Here is a 23152-nt window from a genome sequence, read left to right on the forward strand (position 1 = left end):
CGAAACAAGGCATACTTGAAGCGTTCGATTGGCATTCTGAGGAGAACTTATTCATGACGTGGTGGCAAACCGGCCCAACGCTCGCGGGAACGATTCTGATTTTTTTTGTTCCGGGTCTCGCGATCTTGGCCGCTGGCGGAGTTCGCCGGCTTAACCTGATTTGCCTCGCCGCTCCAGTATCCTTTTCCTTGGCCTCGGTGCTCGGGATCGCGCTCGGGAGAGTCAACGTCCCGTTCAATCCGGCCACCTATCTGGGAGCCGGCGCCGCCGCTGCCGTGCTGACCTTCGTTGGACGGATGGTATGGCTTCGCCGAAGGTCCAGCCACCTGCCGGACCGAGATCGCGGTGTCCTAGGAGCCAACGGAGCCATACCGCTGGCCGTGTCGCGCCAGCGACTGTGGCCGTTGCTCGTTGCTGCCTCCGTCTCAATCCCCGCCATCATCGTTACATACCGTTATGTCAAAGGATTTGGCCATCCTGACAGCCTCTCTCAGACTTTTGACAACGTCTACCATCTAAACGCCATCCGCTACATTGCGAATACACAGGACGGGTCTTCCCTGACCTTGGGCAACCTGACGGACGCCTCTACGGGCTTCTACCCCGCAGCAATGCACGATCTCATGGCACTGGTTTTCATGTTCGGCGGCTCCTCGGTCATGGAAGTCGTAAATGTAGGCACCATCGTCATCGGCGCCATCATCTGGCCTCTATCGTGCATCTTCCTCGTAACTCGGATCGTCGGTAATCAGGCCACCGCCATTCTTTGTGCCGGAGTCCTGTCCGCAGGATTCAGTTCCTTCCCCTACCTCATGGTCGCCTTCGGCGTGCTGTACCCGAACCATGCAGCCATCGCATTGCTCCCGGTCGCCTTGGGCCTTGTGATTGAAGTCTTGGGTCTGGCCCGCTGCCGCCCGTCCTCGTTTTGGGCGCCGCTGCTCGCGCTGGCCCTCGTCGGTCCCGGCCTCGTACTCGCGCACCCCAGCGCACTGGTGGCTCTCATCGGATTCAGCACGCCGCCGGTTCTAGCGCGGTTGATCCTCTCGTGGCGGAGTTACCGCCGTGGCAAGGAAACAGGCCGTGCCCTGCTGCTCTGGACTGCGGCGACCGTGGTCTACGTCGTTTTTGGCCTTGTTGTCTGGATCTTCATCCGGCCCAGCCTGGCGGCAGCGCCGTGGACGCCGTTTCAATCCAACGCCCGGGCGCTCGGGGAGATTCTCGCGAGCGYTCCGATGGGAACCACGGCAGCGTGGGTCATGCTTGGCCTGACAATCATCGGCACCTATGTCATCGCCCGCCGGCTCGGGCAGTACTGGTGGGTGCTCGGGATGTATGCCGTGGGAGGCGCCCTCTACGTCATCGTTTCGTCGTGGACGCTCGGTGACTTCCGCACCTTCTGGACGGGCGTCTGGTACAACGACAGCTTCCGGCTCGCGGCCCTGCTTCCCGTAGTGACGCTGCCGGTGGCCGTCATGGGCGCCCAATGGCTGACGTGGCGGGTCCGGGCGCTCTGCGACTATCTCGTGCTCAACGGCCGCACCGACCCGGGCAAGCTGGCACCCGTGGTGCGTCCCCTGGCAGCCCGACTTCCCGCAGTGACCGGCGTCGCCGCGTCCGTGGGCCTTGTTCTCGCGCTGGGAGCAGCCGCCCAGGGCGGCACGCTGTCAAATGTCCAGCAACGGCTGAACACCATTTTTGAGACCACGTCCAACTCATACCTCCTGACCACGGACGAGACCGCGTTGCTTCATGCCGTGCCGGAAATTGTGCCGGCAACGGACCTCGTGGTCGCGAACCCGCGAACCGGTGGGTCTCTTGTGTACGCAATCTCCGACCGACGGACCCTGGCTCCGCACATCTTCGGGAACAGGACACCAGACGAGCAGTACCTCCTCGACCACTGGGACGAAGCTGCCTACAACGACAAGGTCTGCCCAATTGTAAAAAAACTCAAGGCGTACTGGGCATTGGATTTTGGAGATTTCGAGGTGGTTCCCGGCGACGAGCCCTTCATCGGTCTCCGGGACCTGGGCAAAGTCTCTGTGCCCGGTGTTGAGGCGGTCAAGACCGAGGGAAAGGTGCACCTCTACCGCGTCACGGCCTGCGGCTAGCGCCGGCCGCGCCCTGGCGGCGCGGTAGAATACTCTCGTACATCCGACGTCGCCGCTGAAACGGCATGGTTGCACCGGGTGGCGGCCGACGCCCAAATCCGACTTAGAGAACCCCGGGGGTCAATTCCGTGCGCGGAGCGAGCGTTTCCTACATATTTCCGATCTACAACGAGACCGGGAATATCCCGCTGCTCTATCAGCGAGTCTGCGAGGCTACCGCAGACTTGCCGTACGACATCGAACTCCTGTTTGTAAATGATGGCAGCGCTGACGCATCGCTGGCGCTCCTGCTGGATCTCCAGGAACATGACGACCGTGTAACAGTAATCGATTTCGCCCGCAACTACGGACACCAGTTGGCGGTCACCGCTGGCCTCGACGCCGCTACGGGGGACGCCGTGATCGTGATGGACAGCGACTTGCAGGATCCTCCCGCCGTCAGCCGCGAATTGCTCGAGCGGTGGGAAGACGGCTACGACGTCGTCTACGCCCAGCGCCGCACGCGGCAAGACACCGCTTTCAAGAAAGCGACGGCAGCGATCTTCTACAAGGTCCTGCAAAAGGTCTCAGAGATCGACATCCCACCGAACACCGGCGACTTCAGGTTGCTCGATCGACGCGTCGTAGAAGAAATCAAGAAGTTCCGCGAACACGACCGATTCATCCGGGGCATGGTCAGCTACATTGGCTTCAAACAGACCGCGGTCCAATTCGATCGCGACGAACGCTTCGCAGGAGTCACTGGCTACCCGCTGCGCAAGATGCTTAAGCTCGCTGCCGACGGCATTCTCGGCTTTTCGACCTTTCCGCTGACGGTCATCTCCCGCATGGGCTTCGCAGCCGCCGGGCTGAGCCTCTTGGGCGTAATCTACGCCCTTTACATGAAGCTCTTTGTCCCCGAAGCCGTCATCGAAGGCTGGACCTTTATTGTCATTGCGGTGTTGTTCATGGGCGGCCTGCAACTCATCATGCTCGGGATCCTTGGCGGCTACGTCGGCCGCATCTACAAGCAGGTCCAAAATAGGCCGCTCTACGGTGTCAGGAATGTCTATGCCAGCCACAAGGTATCCCGCGGAACCAAAAATTGAACGCGACCGCTACGACCACGGCCGTGCCGCTTGCGAGACGGCTCGCGCAGCACAAATTGGCGAAGTTCATCGTTGTTGGCGTCGCGAACAACTTGGTCGGCTATGGGGCTTTTGTCGTCCTGTCACTGCTCGGGGTTGCCGCGATACCGGCAATGACTGTGTCCTACGTGACCGGGATGGTCATCAGTTTTATAGGAAACAGGAAATGGACTTTCGGCCACCAGGGCAGCATTTTCCCGACGCTGGTAAAGTTCGCCGTCGCGAATCTGCTGGGCTATGGGGTTAATTTTGCGTTGCTCTGGCTCTTCGTCAGCCGACTCGGACTCCCGCAGATACCAGTGCAGTTCTTCGCGACCGGTTGTGTCGCCCTATGCACTTTCCTGATGATGCGTTTGTGGGTATTCCGCGCCGACGGGGGTGACTCCGTTGAGTAGCCCTGGTCGTCGTTACTCGTCGTCCCTTGGGCTCCGCGGCCTGCTCCGGCCGGCGATCGCTGCTGCTCTAGGTGCTGCAGCCTGGCTCATCGCGCCAGAGGTGATACCTAATGGGGCGTTTCGTCTGCTCGCAGTCGCCGCTGTCGTGGTCTTGGTCGCCGATTTCCCCTATCTTCGCTGGTTTTGGTCACGGGTCTTTATACGGCCGGCCCCCCGCGGACTGCCGCAACCGTGGCTGCTGCGAACGGTTCAGCTGATGTTTTGCGGCCTCATAGCCTGGTTCCTCTTGGGCAGCATGATAAGCCCAGTCATCCTCATGTGGGGCTTCCCGCTGGGCCCAGTGTCTCTGGCATCGTTTGTCATCCTGTTTGTCCTGCCGTCGTTGTACAAGTTGTGCACTCGTGCCGGGGTGTGGTTCGACGGGCTGAACAAGTGGTACCAAACCGCTGGCGTCGTTCTGGTTCTTGGCTGTTTCTTCACCGTCGAGTTCCTTATCGGCTCAGCTGTTCGGGTCATTCCCGACTGGGACGCTGGCACGATCTTCGGTAATGCGGCAGGTCTGGCAACCGGTTCAACGCAGACGATCGACCCGGACTACTACTCGATGTACCCGAACAACATCATGCTTACCCTTGTGCTGGCGGGGTACCTCTCGGTTCTCCACCAGTTTGGGGTCACGGATCTTTACCTCGCCGCGATCGCTCTGAATGCGGTTGTCATGACCGCGGCGGTACTACTCGTAGTCGTCGTCGCGCGGAAGATCGCAGGCATCGGAATGGCAATATTTGCTCTGCTCCCCTGCGCTGTTTATATCGCCCTGAGCCCGTGGATCGCCGTCCCCTACTCGGACACCCTAGGCATGATCTTTCCCATTCTCCTTCTTTACCTGTTCCAGCTCGGCCAAGAGACAAGTAAGCGACTGCTGAGGTACGGTCTCTGGTTCGCGATGGGTCTGGTGGCCGCCATTGGCTTCTACGTCAAGCCAACGATTGTTCTGGTACTCATCGCGGCCGCCGTAGCTGTGGTGTTCGCGCGCCGCGCACCATTGCGGAACTGGCGACTCCTGGGAGGATCCGCGATATGCCTGATCTTAACTTTCGGAGCTTTCGCGGCCGGAAGTGCCGCTATCAAGGCCTCAGTCGCCGCCAGTCACGCGGTGAGTTTCGATCTGAACAACAATGACAGGGAGTTTCCGGTCACCCACTTCCTGAAAATGGGCTCGGCCGGACTCGGCGGTTTCAACGGCCCTGACGTGACTGAGACCAAGTCGATCGCTTCTGCCCAAGACCGATTCCAAAATGGCATCGACGTCTACGTGGACCGCGTATCCACGATGGGGCCGTGGGGCTACCTGGACTTCTTGAACGTCAAAGGAAAGGCGATCCTGGGCGACGGCACCTTCTTCAACTGGGGTGAGGGCATGGCACGGAAGCCTGTCGAACTCGTGGCAGACGATTCCGTCAGCCGAGCCTTGCAGGACTACTTCTATTACGATGGTCCCCACTTCGCCTTCACTCGGGCGTTCTGGCAGTCGTTCTGGTTCGTCACGCTGCTGCTTGTCGCTGCCCCGTTGCTCTTGCGCGGCCGTTCCATGCTACAGCCAGCGGCAATCGTCATGCGCCTCTCGCTTCTTGCCCTGGTGATGTTCCTGCTCCTTTTCGAAGGACGCTCCAGGTACCTGTACATGTACCTACCGTTCTTCCTACTCCTCGCGTCCCTGACGGTTGCAACGCTGGCCGATCGCATCGGACGGAAGCGTGGCGCGCCGTTTATGGCACGAGACGCGGTAGACGTGGAGGCGGGTGCGGATGCCGGCGGCGTGCCGCGTCTCCACTTGACCGCACGGCACAAGGCGTAAGCAACCGGCCGGACCTGATCGATCGCAGATGCAAAGAACGATCGATCAGGCGAGGGCAACCGAATCGTCCCGCCACAGGCGCCGGTCCCGGCGACGCCCGGCGTATCACTGTGTCTCCTCTAGATGGATTGGGGAGACGTCTCCAGTGGCCAGGTCGTCGCCTCGGCAGTGATCGACCGTATCGTCAACCATGCCGAAGTTATCACCCTCAAAGGCTCCAAGGGACCGGCTCAAACATGCCAAGACAGACTCGCTGCCCTCGGCAAGACCGGAAAATGCGGCAGAAAAACCGACGTCGACGTGCCTTAGTTTTTCACGCACGAAATGGCTCACGCTTCAAGCAGCGCTATTCTCCTGACCAGTGCCGTCGGGACGGCCCCATGAACTCGTCCGGGAATTCCTTTCCGCACGCACCTTGGAGAGCCTGCGAAGCCTACTGCTGGGCGTCGTTGAACCGCTGAGCCAGCACAGGCACCAAGGAGTGCATGTAGCTTCGGGATGCGTGATCCGTGTCGTAGTAGACCTGCAACCCGCCGATGACTGCGTGGCAGGTGTGGTCGTCGCAGAACTGGTCGGAGAGGTCGAGTACCTTGACGGCGGGGCTGCTCATGCCGCGTGCTGCGACCGCAACAGGGTCCGGCTGCAAGGCATCCGCGCGCGGGTTGGCACACGCCGTGGGACTTTGCTGGTTAAGTGCGACACAATCCGGGCTGCTGTGGTGCAGCGTGAGCGGAGTGTCGCGGAGCACATAGATTCGAGAACCGGCGCCCGTCCACTCGGCAAAGCGTTTGGTCACGCCGTCGTTGTATTGTTCCATCTGTGACCGGGCCGTGCCGTCATCTACAGCCTCTCCGGCGCCGAAGGTTGCCGCGAAAATCATCGCCGGTTTTTCTCGCACTATGCGATCGGTGAGTTTTTTGCCCCATTCCAGGCATCGCTGCTGGAGCTGCGGTTCCGTGCTCGGCGTTCCCATGAACGCGACGCGCTTTGCATCGATGAAAGGACAGCCGCCCAGCAGGGATTCCTTGACCTTCCACTTGTGGAGCCGCGCAAGCTCGTAGATGGCGGTCTTCCACTGTTCAGCGTGCGAGTCGCCGACCAGCCAAACCGTCGCTGTGGCGTTGGTCCCGCCGGTGAAATCGCAGTCGCTTAGGAGCTTCCGGTCCTGAACGACTATTGGATCCGAGGACGGCTTGCATTCCGGGGCGTCAAACCAGGGTGCTTCATTGGGACCTACGTTCGCGACCTGTGCGGCACCGAATGGTTCCTTGCAGTTGTTATGCGGATCCAGGCTGCGCGCTCCGTAGCAAGGCTGGCCGGAAAGATTCTGCAGCTTGGAAGCTTCGGCATCCTGTGCCTTGCCAAGGTTCAGGAGGAGTCCTCCGCACAGCGCGGAAACAATGGCAAGTGTCGCTGCCATGGCTAGCATGACCCGGACCGGTCTGGCTCCCCGGAGGAGTTTTGTGCGGCCCGGATCCTCGACAATTTTCTTGGACACGTAGGAGAGCGCAATGGCGACAGCAAGAATGAAAAACTTGTCCGGAGTCCCCAACGTGCGGCTCAGAACGGCCGGCGTCAGGATGATGATCGGCCAGTGCCAAAGATATAGCGAGTATGACACGTCGCCAACGAACTGGATGGGTTTGGCGGCAAGCAGCTGATTGGGCGACCAGCGAGGCCCGGTCGGTCCCGAGGCGATCACCAGAAGGGTGCCGGCGACGGGCACCGCTGCGGCAATGCCGGGGAAGAACGTCTGCTCGTCATATGACAAAGCGGAATATGCGATGAAGCCGTAGCCGAGCCACTGTGCAATCCCCGACAGTGCCAGGTGGGAAGATGCGAAACGCAGGCGCAGGGCGGCCAGCGCATGTGCCCCGCCGATTGCCACCAGGGCGCCGGCCCCGAACTCCCAAACGCGGGCGGGGGTGACAAAGTAGGCCTGGCTCTTGTTGGCGTAGGTGAACCAAATACAAAACGCGAATGCAAGGGCGCTGACGAGCGCAACGCCTAGAGCGAGTAGCGCCCTCCGGCGGATGCGGAACCTGACAGCGGCCGTGAACAGCCCAAGGAACAGCAGGGGCCAGACCAGGTAAAACTGCTCCTCGACTGAGAGGGACCAGTAGTGCTGCACTGTCGAAGCGGCGTCATTATGCGCCGAATAGTCCACCGACTTTGCCGCCAGCATCCAGTTTTCAACGTAGAAGACCGACGCCATCGTTTCCTGGACGATGGCGAGCCACCGAGAGAACGGCAACAGTACCCACGCGGCAACCAGCGAGACGACAGCCACGACGGTGGCGGCAGGCAGCAGCCGCTTGATCCGCCGAGAATAGAATTGCGCGAGGTTGATGCGATCCGTGCGTTCCAACTCCCCGAGCAGGTGCTTCGAGATCAGATACCCCGAGATCACAAAGAAGACATCCACGCCGACGTAGCCGCCGGGCAGCCGGTGGGGCCACAAATGGTTGAGCACCACGAGCCCGACCGCGAGGGCGCGCAGTGCCTGGATATCTTTACGCGTCGCGGTGACAGGTTCTGCCCGGCGCCGGGACGCCCTCGTGATTAAGACCTGACCGGTCACGCGCACTCCTTGTAAATCGTGTTTCCAGTGCACATGGCTGTGTCACTCGGTGTGGGTAGTCGTTGTCGGCGAGGCCCGACTGCCTCAGGCCGGCAGGCCTCATCCGCCATGTTTGGCGCCATGCGCTGCCCTGGCCAGTTCAGGAAGCATCGTGCGGGACAGCCACTTCACCGACAAGCACGACGCCGTATCGAGTGCCAGCCCATTGTCCGCCGAATCTGCAATGATGGAATTCCCCGCCTTGTGGGCCGGTACGGCGTCGAGGATGCCTCTGCTCTTCAGCTCCACGTATTCTTCCCGCTTCACGGAAAACACGGCGATGTCGCTGCTGAGTTCGGCTGCCCTGTCCTGAGGCCAGGCATAGCTCTCGGCCCCGTTCGCGACCGAATTGACCGGCCGGCCGCTTTGTTTGATCTGTGCGAGCGACGGGGATGGCTTCAACCCGAATTCCTTCAGAATTCTGACCGGATTAGAGTTTTCACCGAACACCTCAAAATCAGCGCCCAAGGCGGAGCTCACTTTGGCAACTAGGAAGGTGGTGCCGGCGAGGTCAGGATAGTCCCCGAGGCCCGCCCGGATGCTCATCTCTGTGTCCGCGAGGACCTCCGCGGCCTCGGCAGGCCGGGCTAGGGCTTGGCCGACAAGAGCCAGCGAAGTACGCCAGTCCGTGGCCAAAGGTCCGTCTGGATACGCCACCACGGGAGCGATCTTGGACAATTCCTCGTATTCGCTGCGCGTCAGTTTGGAGTGGACTGCGAGGATCAGGTCAGGCCCCATGCCTGTCAGGTCGTCAACTGGAAGGCCCTTCGCCTCGTCCAGAAGCAAGGGCGATTCCAAGCCGAAGGGGCGGAAAGCAAGGTCGAACCAAGGTGTAGAACCGTTTGGCTGAGCCCCCGAAAGCGGCATGGCTGTAGGCGCCACTCCCAGGGCCACGCAGATGTCATTGCTCCCAAGGCCGAGCGTAGCGATCCGCCGGGGTTCCCTATTTATTACCGTCGTGCCGAAGGCGTGCTTGACGGTGACCGGATATGACTTCTTGTCAGCAGTCGTCGAAGGCGATGCTGACCCCGAGTTCACGAACTGGCATCCCGCCAGACCGAGCGGAAGTACAGCCAGCCCCGCCAGAAATTGCCGTCGCCCAGCCAGCCGTCCGCTGCCGTCTTCGGTTTCTGCCATTGCTACAATTTCCAATCTGGTTGATGCCAAGTCACGTTGACGCTGGGCCGTCAATCTTCACGATGACAGGAAGGCTCTGGTCACATCAGGCTGCGCGGACCCGGACCGTCCTATAGCTTACCCAGTCCGGCAGCAGCATCCCCAACCCGGCAGAGCGGAACGCGCCTAGTCGCATCCGGTGAACTTGAATAGCTTGGCCGCGCCGTGCCGGGAAAGCAGCGTTGCCACCCCGCTCGCTTCGAGATTGTCAAGACCCGGAGCGGGGTGGGAGCCACCGTTGATCTCCTGCCCGCCAAAATCCAATACGTAGCTGACATGCAACGTCCGTACAGCGGGGCATACCGTCGGATTCGTTCTGGCTTCCCGCAGACTGTCGAGCACAATTTTGTCATTCAGGGTGAAGGTGCTGCTCAGCACGTGCAGCTGGATCGTACGTCGGTCGGCGAGTGCGTAAGCCAGGGCGCTGCCGTTCCATGCATTGGACGCCACCACTGCGTCCTCGGGAACCAGCGATTGCATGTCCCGCAGCACAGCCATTTCGTCACGTGTGATGAGCTGGGAATCAGCGGTCAGCTGATAACTGCCGTGGGCCTTGTCCGCGGCATACTGAACGCTTCCCAGCTGCGTCAGTAAAACCAAGACCACAACCGCCACCGCCCCGAGGCGTGCCGCTGGAACAGATTTAGGCGGCCCTACGACTCTTTCAGCGCCAGCACCACGACGAACCTTGGGCTGCGATGCCCACAGGTCGATCTGGCGCCGGAGCTGCTTCATGAGCCAATCGGCGCCAAACGTTGCCAGCAGCACGGCCGCGGTGGGCATCAGGGCCGCGAGCCGGTAGCTGTCGTTGTACCAGATGGCCGTCACGAAGTCGCGAAGCGGTCCCGGGCTGAACGACGAGACGACGAGGAATAACGCACATGCCATGCCGAAAAGGCCCAGCGCCCACCAAAGGTTTCGATGCCGTGCCATGACAACAACGCCCACAGCCATGAGGATGGACACCACGATTGCCGGGGGCCGGTTCATTTCGGAATTAGTCGCGAGCTCCCACAGAGAACCCAACGGTGAATGGATTGGGGGCCAGAAGGCCGCTTCGGCGATCGGTCGAACGGCCTGCCAGGCCAGCAGGACAACCGCTGTCCCCACCGCCAGGGCGCCAGACCAGGCTACCGCTGTTCTCCTCGACGCCGGCCAGCTTCGACCCCACCTGCGCCAAGATTTCACAAAAACGAATATGACAGCCGGGGTAAGGAATGCCAGGAAGGCCATCAGCGTGCTCGGGTGGGCCAACGCAAGACCTGGGATTGCTACGAGCACGGCGAGGTAGCGCATGAAGGGCTGCATGTCCGGTACGGCTGACAGGTGCAATAACTGGATGCCCAGTGCGAGGACAGCGGGCAGCAAGGAAATCGAGAGGAGGTTCGGGTAGAGCACCCCGAAGTCCACCATCATGAGGGGAAAAGTGCCGAACGCGGCAGACAGGACGCCGGCCAGGAGTGCAGCTATTTTGGATTGCCCGAGAACCTGCTGGCACAAGAAGATGCACCCCATAGGCCACACGACGGCACCAATGACGAGGTTGGTGGCGTTGACTGCGACAGGGATACTGGCCCCTGACAGCTGGGCGGTCAAGGACACGACCGCGTGCCATCCGGCCGGGTAGAACGGGATGCCGGTCATGCCGCCAACTGTCAGAGATGAAGCCTGCCCCGTGTGGAGGATGTATTGGACGGCATTGAGGTGGAATATGTTGTCGTAGGTCTGGGAAATGCTGTCGGGCGAACCGAAGGCATACACCAGTCGTGCGCCAACGGCGACGGCGGCCAGCAGCGTTCCCAGCATGGCAAAGCCAAAACGGGCGTCGAACGCCCGCTGTGGTTGCCAGGTCCTTCGACTGCGTCGACTCAGGAGGAAAGCCACCGCCGCGGCAACCGCCGCTAGAACCACGACGGGCAGCAGCGACCACGATACGCCGATAAAAGGACACACCACCGCCGTTACGGAGATGAGCGAGACTGAGAAGACGGGCGCCAGCGCGAACACTGAAAAGCCACGGGCGTGCATGGCCCACGCCAGCAACAGCCCGGGCATCAGCAGGACGGCCAATGCGGCAAAAATCGTGGGCACAGCATCAAGCCACTGCACTCGTTAGGACTCCTTCATTCTGTGTACAGCGGCGTGTTCTTTGCACTGCTGTCCTTCGGCGCGATGCCGCTCAAGCCATCGCTAGCTTAGGTTCGCGGAACGTTCTCGGAGTTCGTCAACGACGGCGTGCACTTCGCCGTCCATAACAATCTGGCCATGCTCCAACAGAACCCCGCGCTCACAAATCGTCGATACCAGGTCCAGGTCATGGCTCACGACAAAGAGGGTTTTGCCTTTGTCCGCCAGCTCTTTAATCTTGGCGATGCACTTGCGCTGGAACGGTTCGTCGCCGACGGCCAGGATTTCATCGATCAAGAAGACTTCCGGGTCGGTGTGAACGGCGATGGAAAACGCCAAACGCAGGTACATTCCCGACGAGTAGAATTTCACCTCGGTGTCAATGAATTCACCGATCTCCGAGAATTCCACAATGGAGTCAAACATCTCATCGATCTGCCGTTCCGACATACCAAGGATGGCTCCGTTGAGGTAGACGTTATCCCGGCCGCTGAGATCGTGGTGGAAGCCCGCCCCGACCTCGATAAGCCCTGCTACTCGCCCACGGGTCCGCACCGTGCCGCCGTCGGGCTGCAGCACGCCCGAAATCAACTTCAGGAGCGTGGATTTACCGGAACCGTTAAGGCCCAAGAGTGCGACGGTTTCACCTTGCTTCACCTCAAGCGACACGTCGTTTAGCGCCAGGAACCGCTTGGAGAGATCGCCCTTGCGGCCCTTCACCAGCCAGACCAAGGCCTCTTTCAGGGATCGGGTGTGGCGCAGAACAAACTGCTTGCGGACGCCAGTACAGCTGATGGCGACGTGTCCATGTGAAGTCATCTCAGAGCTCCTGAGCAAAGTGAATCGAAAGCCGGCGGAACGTCAACTGTCCAAGGAAAAGCACCGCGAGGGATATAAGCATCGAGGCCGGGAGCCAGAGGGTGAACAGGTCGGGCGGAAGAGTGCCTGAAACAACCTGGCCCGCCTTCAGTGTTGGTTGCCAGAAAGCCCAATGGAAAACCTCAACGGCCGTCGTCATCGGATTCAACTGATATAGCCAGTACCAAGGCCCCATGACGCGTTCCACCATCGACCACACATACAGCACTGGCGACGCCCAGGTGACCACCATGACGATCATGTCAACAATGTTCTCCGAATCACGGAAGTACACGTTGACGGCCCCAAACATCAGGCCTAGGCCAGTCGCGAGCACAGACACCATGACGAAGATTAGAATCACCGCGGCTAGCTGCAATATCGACGGCGCCCAGCCGACAAGGAGACAGGCGCCGATCAGCACGACCAGCTGCGGCAGGAAATGTGCAGCAGAAACCCAGACAGTTGCCACAGGAAATAGCTCCCGCGGCAGATAGATCTTCCTGATCAGGTCGCGGTTGTCCACGATGGACCGCGTGGAATTGGATAACGACTCAGTAAAAAAGTTCACCAGAACTATGCCAGCAAAAAGATAGACCGCGTAATTGGGCGTTCCATGCTCGAGATTCAAGAAGATTCCGAGCGCGATGTAGTAGATCAAAAACTGCATCAGTGGTTTCACATAGGACCAAAGCAACCCCAGTACCGAGCCCCGGTAACGGATCTTGATTTCCTTGCGCACCAGCAGCTTTAGCAGGAAGCGGTCGCCGTACACATCAAGCAGTCCGCGGCCACTTCCGGGTTTAACGAACTCGTCCACTTTTCCGGCCATCTAGCTGCCGTCCTTGGCGTCCAGACCGAAGGTCTCTTTCCACGCGGCGATGGACGTGATCTCGGGGACGGCATCGCGATACTGCGCCGCCAGTTTGTCCCACTCGCGGTAGAGGCGAAGGTGCAGCCGGGTGGCTTCGGCGAGCATCGATTTGAGCTTCTTTGGATCACGCCTATACCAAGACGCGCCTGTTCCCTCGGCATTGGACACAATGACGCTGTCGTAATGAGCGAGTCTAAACCAGCGGTTGTCCCGGTGGGCTAGAAACCCTTGCGGGCGTTCTGCACTCTCCGGCGCCGGACTCTTGACCAGCTGCCGCGATACTGTCTTGAGGCCCCACTGCACCAAGTCCTTCTTGGGCGGCATCCCGATCAAGGCGCCGCCTACGGGACCGCGACCCAACTTGGGCGTCGGAAAGTCGTCAACGTTTTCCTTGAGTTGCGCGTCGGGGTAATCGGATTTAAGCGCATTAATCTCCGGCAGCTTCGAGGCCAGCACTTGGTGTAGCTCGGTGGGCCCCTTGAAGATATCCTTGAGCGCCTCGAGGCGGCCATGTTCGGTGAAGTACTGCATGGACACGAGATGCTTCACGTCAGCCTGGACTGACTCCCTAAGGACGCGGCCGCCCTTTGCGTACGGGCTGTGGATCAGGGTGGTGACCAGTCGGTTGCGTTCGTGGAAATAGGCCTGCCAGCCGACCATGTCGTCCTTGTCCATCCACGAGACGTGCCAGACGGCCGCTCCGGGAAGGGAGACTGTAGAGAACCCAGCCTCCCTGGCGCGGAGACCGTATTCGGCGTCGTCCCATTTGATGAAAAGCGGCAGGGACAGCCCAATTTCCTTGATCACGCGCGTCGGGATCAGGCACATCCACCAGCCGTTGTAGTCAACGTCCACCCGGCGGTGCAGCCATGCGGTCTGCCGCAGGTTGGCGACACTGAAATCGTGGCGAAGCTCCATATCGGCATGCGGCTGCGCCGGCACGATACGGAAAGGATCAACAACTTCACCGAACGTATGCAGGACGCTGCGGTTGTACAAGTCGAACATGTGGCCGCCGACAATTGTGGGCGTTCGGCACCTGTCCGCGAACGTGAGCAGCCGGCTGATGCTCTCTGGCTCCACGACGATGTCGTCGTCAAGCAGAAGGACATAGTCGCTGCCGTTCTCAACCGCCTCGTACATTCCGCGGGCAAAGCCGCCGGATCCCCCCAAGTTTGCCTGATTGATGATCCGCAACTTGCCGCCGAGTGCGGCTTCGACCTCGGCGAAACCCTCTTGGTCTTCCACTTTCTGCGTGCCCTGGTCCACGATCAGGATTTCCTTAACGCTGGCGAGCGCATCCAGATTATCTGCGAGGATCCGAGCGTTGTTCAGGCAGAAGTCCGGCTTGTTCATCGTCGTGATTTCCAGAGTCACCTGGCCGCTTTCGTGCGCGGCCTCGCTCGTCTCCCATTGAGCACTTTGCAGCACTAGATCAGTGGAGCTGGCCGCAAGATCGAACCAGTACCAGCCGCCGTCGCCGAACGGTTTCAGTGACAGCTCGAAGACCGAGGTGGCCTCCCCGTCAACGTGCTGTCCGTCAACCCTCTGCACGGAACCCCGGGCGTTGGACTTATAAACGGTTACGGCCCCGGTGCCGGTGGTCCGGACCACAAGCCGGATGTCACGGATCGGGGTCCACCGTCGCCAATAACTTGCAGGGAATGCATTGAAATAGGTGCCAAAGGAAATTTGCTCGCCGGACCGAACGCGCATTGATTGCCTGGAGAGTAGATCCTCGAAGCGTGCCTGGCGGCTTCCCGAGCTGAACATCTGCAGCTTGTCTTCAGGCAGTTTCGGGGAGCGCGCCAGTTCGTCGTTCTCTCGCAGCCGGATGCCGCTGGCCGGACCCGCATCCACATAGAGCGGGATAGTGTCCGTCTGGTCCGCGGACGGGAGGATCACCCTCTGAAGAGCGCTCCATGAGGATGACTCTTCAGTGGTCATCACGCGTCCACTCCTCCACTTTCAATCTTGGCGCCGCCTTCGAAGTGGGGGCGGATCTTGTTCTCGAACATGGTCAGGGCGGAGCCGATGGCCATGTGCATGTCGAGGTATTTGTAGGTGCCGAGGCGCCCGCCGAAGAGGACGTCCTGCTCGGCCGCCGCGAGGTCGCGGTACTTGAGCAGGCGTTCGCGGTCCGCGGGGGTATTAATCGGGTAGTAGGGCTCGTCGCCCTTCTCGGCTGCACGGGAGAACTCCCGCATCACGACCGTCTTCTCGGTCTGGTAGTCGCGCTCGGGGTGGAAGTGGCGCGGCTCGATGATGCGGGTGTAGGCGACGTCGGCGTCGTTGTAGTTGACCACTGACGTTCCCTGGAAGTCCCCGACGTCGAGCACTTCTTCCTCGAAGTCGATGGTGCGCCAGGAGAGGTCGCCCTCGGCGTAGTCGAAGTAGCGGTCCACCGGGCCGGTGTAGATTACCGGGACATTCCCGACGACCTTGTTCTTGCTGTACTCGTGCGACTCGTCGAAGAAATCGGTATTGAGCCGGACCTCGATATTCGGGTGCTCGGCCATCTTCTCGATCCAGGCGGTGTAGCCGTTGGTCGGCAGGCCCTCGTACTTGTCGTTGAAGTAGYGGTTGTCGTAGTTGTAGCGCACCGGGAGCCGGGAGATGATGCCGGCGGGCAGGTCCTTTGGATCCGTCTGCCACTGCTTGCCGGTGTAGTGCTTGATGAACGCCTCGTAGAGCGGCCGACCGATGAGCTGGATGCCCTTGTCGTTCAGGTTCTGCGGGTCGGTGCCCGCCAGTTCGCCAGCCTGTTCCTTGATCAGATCCTGGGCCTGGCCCGGCGTCAGGTTCGCCCGAAAGAACTGATTGATGGTGGCCAGGTTGATCGGCAGGGAGTAAACCTCGCCCTTGTGCACTCCGTAGACCTTGTGCACGTAATTCGTGAACGTCGTGAAGCGGTTGACGTACTCCCAGACGCGGTCATTGGAGGTGTGGAACAGGTGTGCGCCATACCGGTGCACTTCGATCCCGGTCTGCTCCTCCTTTTCGCTGTACGCATTGCCGCCAATGTGGTGGCGGCGGTCGATGACAACGACCTTGAGGCCAAGCTCAGTGGCGGCCTGTTCTGCGATTGTCAGGCCGAAGAAGCCCGACCCTACGATGACGAGGTCAGCAGTCACAAAATCTCCTGGTTCGAATATGGGCAGCGCAACGTTGTGCATTGTCTGCTGCTCAAGCCTACCCGAGACAGTGCATGAACCGGTGAATCGGGGGGCGCCCCAGCCGGTCGGAGGGGCGTCTCGAGTTGTCCACTTAGGCGGATTCCTGCGGGCTGCCGGAAGATTGCGCAGCCTAGCGTTGACCCCAGCGGGCGCGAGAAAGGAAACCGGCGATGCTCCTGCAGTGCACCGTCGTCGGACGGGAAGGCTCGGCCATCGGCGCTCCCCTGGAGCTCTCCGTCGAGGTGGCCGTCGGCTGTTCCGGCGCCGCCCTTGAAGACGCCGTAGCGATAAAGTTCGGCACAGTCCGGCTGACAGTCGCAGGGGCTCCGCTGGGCAGCCTCACAGTGGGCACCCTTCCCCTCGTCAACGGGGCCGTGCTCGTCGACGGTCCCGCGGCGCCAGCGCTCAGCGGCCATCCGGGAACGGGCGGCCGCCCCGAGCCCGCCGGCACGCAGCTGCTGCTGGCTGTCATGAGCGGACCCGGTGCCGGAACGACGTTGCCGCTGCACCGGGGACGCTATCGGCTCGGCAGAGGCGGGACCGAGTTGGCAATTCCGGACGCTGAGCTTTCCCGCCAACACGCGCGGCTGGACGTGTCGAACGCGGGAATCACCGTGCTCGATCTTGGCAGCGCCAACGGGACGCGGGTTGATGGCCGGAAGGTGTCGTCCGCTCCGGTGTCCACGGATTCTCTGATCGGCTGCGGCAACTCGACGTTCGCCGTCCTCGTCCGCGACCAGTTCTCGGGCGGGTCCGGACCCGGCGACCCGGGGTTGGACGCCGCCGGCGGGGACACCTCGGAACCGTTGCGGGTTCCCGGCCCGGGTCCCGCCGGGCCGCGGACGTTCTTGGTGCTGGCGGTTGTCGCCCCAGTCGTCGTCGGGGTCGCATTGGCCGTGGTCACCGGTATGTGGATGTTTCTTGCCTTCACCGCCATGTCAGCGATTCCGGCACTGCTTCCGGCCGTGTCGGGCCGCAGGCAACGCCGCGCTCTTAAGGCCGCAGTGGCGGCTGCGGTCCGGATGGACAGGGAACGACGACGGCGGGCCGCACCGTCGGCGCCCGAACTTCTCCTCGGCACGGTGGCCCACGCTGGCTCGGCTGGCACGGCCCCCACCGTGGCTCCCCCGCCCGCTGAGGCCGGCCCGGTATGGCTTCGTCTCGGGCTGGCTGAGCAACCCGCCAGGGTCAGGCTGGAGCCGGCCGACCCCGGTTTTCGGGCCCCGCCGGCCGGTCTAGTGCCGCTGACCCTGGACCCCGCGGCGCCGACCCGGCTGGCTGGGCCGCCGCAGGTCGTCGCCGGGCTGGTGCGTTTCTTCGTCATGCAACTCGCCGGTTATCCCCGCGGCCGCCGCACGTGGCTTCATCTCCACGGGGAGGCTCACTCGATGCCGCTGGCGGCCCGCTTCCTGCCACGGGTTTCGCTATCCGCCAGCACCGACGTCAGCGTCGCTAGGCTGACAGCGGGTCCCGGCCCGGGCTCCGGCCGGGGCGTGCTGATCCTGCTACCCGGAGCGGCGGCCACGGAAGCGCTGCGCGCGGAAGCGTGCCGGCTGGGCTGGCAGGTAATCGACTGTTCACTTTCGGGAAGCCACGCACCGGGCCAAACCGTGAGCCTGGGCAGCCGCACCGGCCGGCTCAGTGCGGATGGCACTGCGATTGATTTCCTTCCCGATCTGCTCCCGGAGGCGGTCTTTGACCGTTTTTGCCGGCAGCGGGGGGCCACACACCTTGCTGCCGGCGGAGCGTCCATAGTGCCTGCGTCGTGTTCCTTGGACGATGTCCTGCCTCTTTCCGAGGCTGCGGTTTCACGGCGCTGGTCAGCGGACGGTCGGCCGTCGGGGAAGCCGTCCGGGCTGCCGGTTCCGGTCGGCCTCAGTGCGGCGGGACCGCTGACGATCGATCTGCAGTCCGACGGACCCCACCTCCTCGTGGCGGGAACAACCGGGGCCGGCAAGTCTGAGTTTCTGCGCACCCTTGTGGCGGGCTTGGCGGCCTGCTATCGGCCGGACCGGGTCAGTCTTCTGTTCGTCGACTTTAAGGGCGGTTCCGGACTGGGCCCGCTGACCGGCCTGCCGCACTGCGTCGGGTTGCTCACGGATCTGGACGGTTACGAAATTGACCGGACGCTAACCTCGCTTCGGGCAGAAATCCGCCGGCGGGAGGAGTTGCTTGCGGCAGCTGAAGTGCCCGACCTGCTCACGTACCAGGCACACGCCCCGGCCTTCCGGGCGCTCCCCCACCTGGTGCTGATCATTGATGAATTCCGGATGCTGGTGGAGGACGCACCGGCGGCACTGACTGAGCTCATGCGGATCGCCGTGATCGGACGCTCCCTCGGGATCCATCTGGTCATGGCCACGCAGCGGCCACAGGGGGCACTCACCGCAGACATCCGGGCCAACGTCACCAGTTGCGTGGTGCTAAGGGTCCAGTCCGAACTCGAATCCGCGGACATTATGAACTCCCGCCTCGCCGCGGCAATTCCAATTGCGCTCCCGGGACGCGCCTACCTGGTCCGCGGCAATGGGGCCCCTGAACAGTTCCAGACTGCCGTCCTGGGCTCGACGTCGCCTCTCCCTGCTGCGGGAAGCGTGATCGTGACGACCGCTCAGGAGTTGCTGGACCAGCCCGACGCCGCATCGCCAGCCACCCCCGGCCACGAGCCGGCGTCCACCCCGGCGGAGTCCGCCGCGCCATTCGTCGGGGTCGCGTCCCGACTATGGCGGCTGCAGGGCGGAGGCCCCTCCCGGCGGCCGGTCGCCAAACCGCTGCCGCCGGTATTGAACTTTCCGGGGCCGGGAACCGTTGGGAAATCAGCCACCCGGAATGTCATGTTAGGTGTGGTGGACCTGCCGGAGCAGCAGCGAAGCGGCAAGCTCAGCTGGAACCCGGACCAGCACGGCCACCTCGCGCTGATCGGCGGGACGCAGCATGCGGTGCACGGTGGAAGCCTCGAGGCCCTGCGCCTGGCCTTGGACCAGCTGGAGTGGGCTGAGGTCGAATCGCATCTCTATCTTCTGGACGGGGACGGGGGCCTGGCCCGTGCTGCCACTTGGCCCCGGGTGGGAGCCTGGGTGGGGCCGCAGGAACCGCGCCGCGCGGTCCGGGTGCTTGCCCGCGTCGCCGAGGACATGGCGCTCCGGCTGGCAGCACCGCCAGCCCGGAAACGTGTGCCGCTGGTTCTTGTGCTGCACAACTGGGGATCCTGGGTCTCGATTTTCCGCTCAGGTCCGCTCGCCTGGGCCGAGGATCTGGTCCATGACATCATCCGGGACGGCCCGAAGGCGGACATCACCGCGGTCCTCTCCGGCGAGCGCGAGCTGCTGACCGCACGATTCTTTGCGGCGCTCCCCAACCGGGTCTATTTCCCTCTCGGGTCGACGGAGGAAAGCCGGCTCGCATGGCCGCCGCTTCCGCATCTGCCGGCCGTTCCCGGCCGTGTCGTCGTCGCCGGCATGTCCGTTGCCTCCGGGAAGTCCGGCGAAAGTGGGATGCCTGTCGGCAACGGGGGCATGGCAGCGAACGGAAGACAACCCGGGAACGGTCTCCGGGTGGCGCAGCTCTACGAGCCACCCGAAAACGTCGGCGCCCCGCCATCCGGCCGCCGCGCCCGTGGTACGCAGAGCCGGCCGTTCCGGGTCGAAGCACTGCCGGCCCTGGTGACCGTGGAGGAGGTCCGGTCTCGGCTCGGGCCGACCGGCAGCCCTGCAGCGGCGCCCTCCCCGGAGACCCGGCTCTGGATCGGCGTCGGCGGCGATGAGCTCCTTCCCGCCAGTCTTGCGCTGCCGCGCGGCAGCGTCCTCGCTGTCCTGGGTGGCTCCGGCTCGGGGAAGACGTCTCTGCTCCGCGCACTACCGCTGCTGAACCCCGCAAGGACGTGGCTGACGCACCGGCCGGGAACCGGGCAGGAAGAATTCTGGTCCGGGGTGCAGGCGGAGGCCACGGCCGGGCACCTGGATCGAGCCGCGGTCCTCCTGGCCGACGACGTGGACCTGTGCGGCGGGCAGGCCAATGACCCGCTCTATGCACTCAACGGTCTGGGCTGGACGGTGGTCTTCACCGCGGGATTCAGCCCGGCACTGCCGCAGCGCGTCCCACTGGCGCTGCAGGCCCGCAGCCACGGCAAGGGCGTCCTGCTGGGCCCCCGGAGCCTTATGGACGGGGACCTGTTCGGCGTCCGCTTCGAGCCCGAACCCCGGCCGCCAGCCGGACGCGCCGTCGTGATCTCGGATGGCCAGGCCGCGGCAGTGCAGTTGGCCCTGGCTCCGGCGGTGACGCCCTGAGGCGGTGACGCGGTGGCCCGGCTGCCTACAGTGCCGGAGGCTGGCCGCCTGCCCGGGACGCAAAGGCGATCACCCGTTTGTCGAACAACAGCACGATCGCGATGGCGGCCGGCACCAGCATGGCGAGGCCGGCGAGGGGATAACCGCCGGTCAGGGTCGGAAAGCCGATGGTGAGCATAAACAACTGGGCCACCAGGGCACCGGCCCGCGGCCAGCGGTAACCGCGGAAGAGGAAATGCCCTACGGCGAAGAGCCACGCCGAGAAAGCGAGCAGGAGGCCGAGGGTAAAGACCGCCCCCCAAAAGGACAGGACGGGCGCTCCGGACACCAACTGGAATCCATACCAGCCTGCCGCAGCCAGAAGTGCCGCGCCCTCAAGGGCGGCTACGATCGCGATGACGGCGATCCCCACGGGCCGGGCCGCGGGCGCCGGGTCGGGTGCGCCAGACTTGTCCTCGGCGGGATCGGTGGGGTTCACAGGGGGTCTTGACACACTGGCACCCTACCGGACATAGTCGGACAGACGTGGGGGTTCCGCCAGTCAATGTGATGCATCGCTCACGATTTGGCGGCATTTCGAAGGCAAATACCCCTTGTTTACACAGCGTTAACATGACACGCTTAATCCAGATGACCGAGGGGGCCCTAAGGCCCCCTTTCTTATGTAGCTTCTAGTGAATAATTTCACAAGAGGCATTTAACGAATTCCCAGGAATGGAGTTACTGATCAGCATGGATTGGCGTAACCGCGCAGCGTGCCTTGACAAGGACCCGGAGCTGTTCTTCCCGGTAGGAAACACGGGTCCCGCCCTCCTGCAGATTGAGGAAGCGAAGAGCGTCTGCCGGCGTTGCCCCGTCGTGGATACCTGCCTCCAGTGGGCTCTCGAATCCGGCCAGGACGCCGGCGTCTGGGGCGGTATGAGCGAAGATGAACGCCGCGCCCTCAAGCGCCGCGCCGCCCGCGCCCGCCGCGCCTCCTGAATTTCACCGCCGGGCGACCCGGCAACGATGGCCCCGGACCGCTGGTCCGGGGCCATCGCCGTTAATCCCTGCTGAGCTTCCCTGTCCTCAGCGCGGAGCGAGGCTGAGAACCACCTGCACAGCGGTTCCGCCGCCCTCCCGCGGCTTCCATTGGATGCTGCCGCCCAGCTCGCTCGTGACGAGTGTGCGCACAATCTGCAGCCCGAGTCCTTCCGCGTAGGACCCTGCCGGCAGCCCGACGCCGTCGTCCGCCACCGTCACGGTCAGCAGTTCATCGCCGTCCTCGCTTTCCGAGCGATCGGCGAGCAACCAGACGGTTCCGGCCCTTCCGGCGAGCCCGTGTTCGACGGCGTTGGTCACCAGTTCGTTGATCACCAGGGCCAGCGGCGTCGCGAAGTCGCTGGGCAGCTCGCCGAACAGCCCGGACCGCTGGGTCCGAACCTGCTGCGAGGGTGAGGCGACCTCTGCCGACAACCGGAACTGGCGTCCGATCAGCTCGTCGAAGTCCACGCTCTGAGCCAGCCCCTGCGAGAGCGTTTCGTGGACCAGGGCGATGGTGGCGACCCGGCGCATGGCTTGCTCCAGCCCCTGCTTGGCTTCGTCGCTGACCATCCGGCGGGACTGCATGCGCAGCAGCGCCGCCACGGTCTGAAGGTTGTTCTTTACGCGGTGGTGGATCTCTCGGATCGTGGCGTCTTTAGTGACGAGCTCAAGTTCGCGCCGACGCAGTTCCGACACGTCGCGGCACAACACCAGCGCCCCGAAGCGCCGCTCTTCGTCCCGCAGCGGAATCGCCCGCAGGGACAAGCTCACGCCGCGGGATTCGATCTCGCTGCGCCACGGCATGCGTCCGGTGACGACAAGCGGCAGGGTCTCATCCACCATCCGGCGGTCTCTCAGCAGGCCGGCCGTGACCTCGGCCAGCGACCTGCCTTCGAGCGATTCTCCGTCGCCGAGACGTCGGAATGCGGATACGCCGTTGGGGCTCGCATACTGCACGATCCCTTCGGCGTCGAGCCGGATCAGCCCGTCCCCGACGCGTGGCGCGCCGCGGCGCGACCCGGTGGGCGAGGCAAAGTCCGGCCAGAGGCCCAGGGTCCCCATGCGCAGCAGGTCGTAGGCGCACTGGCGGTAGGTCAGTTCCAGCCGCGAGGGCATCCGGGAGCTGGAGAGGTCCATGTGCGAGGTCACCACCGCCAGCGTCCGGCCGTTGCGAACCATCGGCACGGCCTCGACCCGCATGGCTGTGTCGCTGCTCCAGTTGGTCTCGTTGGACCGTTCGATCGTCCGGGTTTCCCAAGCCTTGTCGACGAGCCGTTTCAGGTCCGAGCGGATCCCCTCCCCCACGAAGTCGGCGTGGAACACCGTATGCGTGGTGGAGGGGCGGACATGGGCCAGCGCCACGTAGCCGAGCTCCGGGTGCGGGAACCACAAGGCCAGGTCGGCGAACGCGAGGTCAGCGACCATCTGCCAGTCCCCCACGAGCAGGTGCAACCACTCGGCATCCCCCGGCCCGAAATCAGCATGCTCCCTGATAGGGTCCGTAAAGATTGCCACTGCACC

At 62.9% G+C, this 23152-nt stretch carries 15 protein-coding genes; 6 read left to right on the forward strand and 9 right to left on the reverse strand.

The features are described from left to right. Positions 1–53 precede the first annotated feature (53 nt). From AC1DGI_RS05450 to AC1DGI_RS05465, 4 genes are all read left to right on the forward strand, one after another. Complete coding sequence (locus AC1DGI_RS05450) at positions 54–2111, forward strand: DUF6541 family protein (RefSeq protein ID WP_476898032.1); 2058 nt, start codon at positions 54–56, stop codon at positions 2109–2111. Between the two features lie 128 nt (positions 2112–2239). Continuing rightward, a complete protein-coding gene (locus AC1DGI_RS05455) occupies positions 2240–3199 on the forward strand; it encodes a glycosyltransferase family 2 protein (protein ID WP_441403059.1) in 960 nt (319 codons plus the stop codon). Continuing rightward, positions 3196–3633: a GtrA family protein gene (locus AC1DGI_RS05460; RefSeq protein WP_476898033.1), complete on the forward strand. Its 438-nt coding sequence runs from the start codon at positions 3196–3198 to the stop codon at positions 3631–3633. Before AC1DGI_RS05455 ends, AC1DGI_RS05460 begins: the two co-directional genes overlap by 4 nt. A 286-nt stretch (positions 3634–3919) precedes the next feature. After that, entirely contained in the window at positions 3920–5491 is a 1572-nt protein-coding gene (locus AC1DGI_RS05465) for a glycosyltransferase family protein (protein ID WP_476898034.1), read from the forward strand. Between the two features lie 433 nt (positions 5492–5924). Here AC1DGI_RS05465 and AC1DGI_RS05470 read toward each other — a convergent pair whose 3' ends face one another. From AC1DGI_RS05470 to glf, 7 genes are all read right to left on the reverse strand, one after another. Then, a complete protein-coding gene (locus AC1DGI_RS05470; RefSeq protein ID WP_476898035.1) occupies positions 5925–8072 on the reverse strand; it encodes an acyltransferase family protein in 2148 nt (715 codons plus the stop codon). A gap of 99 nt (positions 8073–8171) precedes the next feature. Continuing rightward, complete coding sequence (locus AC1DGI_RS05475; RefSeq protein WP_476898036.1) at positions 8172–9248, reverse strand: ABC transporter substrate-binding protein; 1077 nt, start codon at positions 9246–9248, stop codon at positions 8172–8174. A 165-nt stretch (positions 9249–9413) separates the two neighbouring features. Beyond that, positions 9414–11396: a DUF6541 family protein gene (locus AC1DGI_RS05480; protein WP_476898037.1), complete on the reverse strand. Its 1983-nt coding sequence runs from the start codon at positions 11394–11396 to the stop codon at positions 9414–9416. A gap of 81 nt (positions 11397–11477) precedes the next feature. Beyond that, positions 11478–12233, reverse strand: coding sequence for an ABC transporter ATP-binding protein (locus AC1DGI_RS05485; protein ID WP_476898038.1), 756 nt, complete (start codon positions 12231–12233; stop codon positions 11478–11480). A 1-nt stretch (position 12234) separates the two neighbouring features. Beyond that, the gene (locus AC1DGI_RS05490) at positions 12235–13104 is read right to left on the reverse strand and encodes an ABC transporter permease (RefSeq protein ID WP_476898039.1); all 870 of its coding nucleotides are present in this window, start codon (positions 13102–13104) and stop codon (positions 12235–12237) included. Further along, entirely contained in the window at positions 13105–15093 is a 1989-nt protein-coding gene (locus AC1DGI_RS05495) for a glycosyltransferase (RefSeq protein WP_476898206.1), read from the reverse strand. Then, complete coding sequence (glf, locus tag AC1DGI_RS05500) at positions 15093–16280, reverse strand: UDP-galactopyranose mutase (protein ID WP_476898040.1); 1188 nt, start codon at positions 16278–16280, stop codon at positions 15093–15095. Before glf ends, AC1DGI_RS05495 begins: the two co-directional genes overlap by 1 nt. Before the next feature lie 212 nt (positions 16281–16492). Between glf and AC1DGI_RS05505 the strand changes: the two genes are divergently transcribed. Next, entirely contained in the window at positions 16493–20608 is a 4116-nt protein-coding gene (locus AC1DGI_RS05505) for an FtsK/SpoIIIE domain-containing protein (RefSeq protein ID WP_476898041.1), read from the forward strand. Positions 20609–20633: 25 nt separating this feature from the next. On the opposite strand, the gene AC1DGI_RS05510 is transcribed toward AC1DGI_RS05505, so the two are convergent. Then, on the reverse strand, positions 20634–21101 hold the full coding sequence (locus AC1DGI_RS05510) for a hypothetical protein (protein WP_476898042.1): 468 nt from the start codon (positions 21099–21101) through the stop codon (positions 20634–20636). Positions 21102–21340: 239 nt separating this feature from the next. Here AC1DGI_RS05510 and AC1DGI_RS05515 point away from each other — a divergent pair, with 239 nt between their 5' ends. After that, entirely contained in the window at positions 21341–21589 is a 249-nt protein-coding gene (locus AC1DGI_RS05515) for a WhiB family transcriptional regulator (RefSeq protein ID WP_003804966.1), read from the forward strand. Between the two features lie 87 nt (positions 21590–21676). Here AC1DGI_RS05515 and AC1DGI_RS05520 read toward each other — a convergent pair whose 3' ends face one another. Beyond that, the gene (locus tag AC1DGI_RS05520) at positions 21677–23146 is read right to left on the reverse strand and encodes a sensor histidine kinase (protein WP_476898043.1); all 1470 of its coding nucleotides are present in this window, start codon (positions 23144–23146) and stop codon (positions 21677–21679) included. Between the last annotated feature and the right edge of the window lie 6 nt (positions 23147–23152).

This window comes from Arthrobacter sp. 05N428_2 (assembly GCF_056397065.1).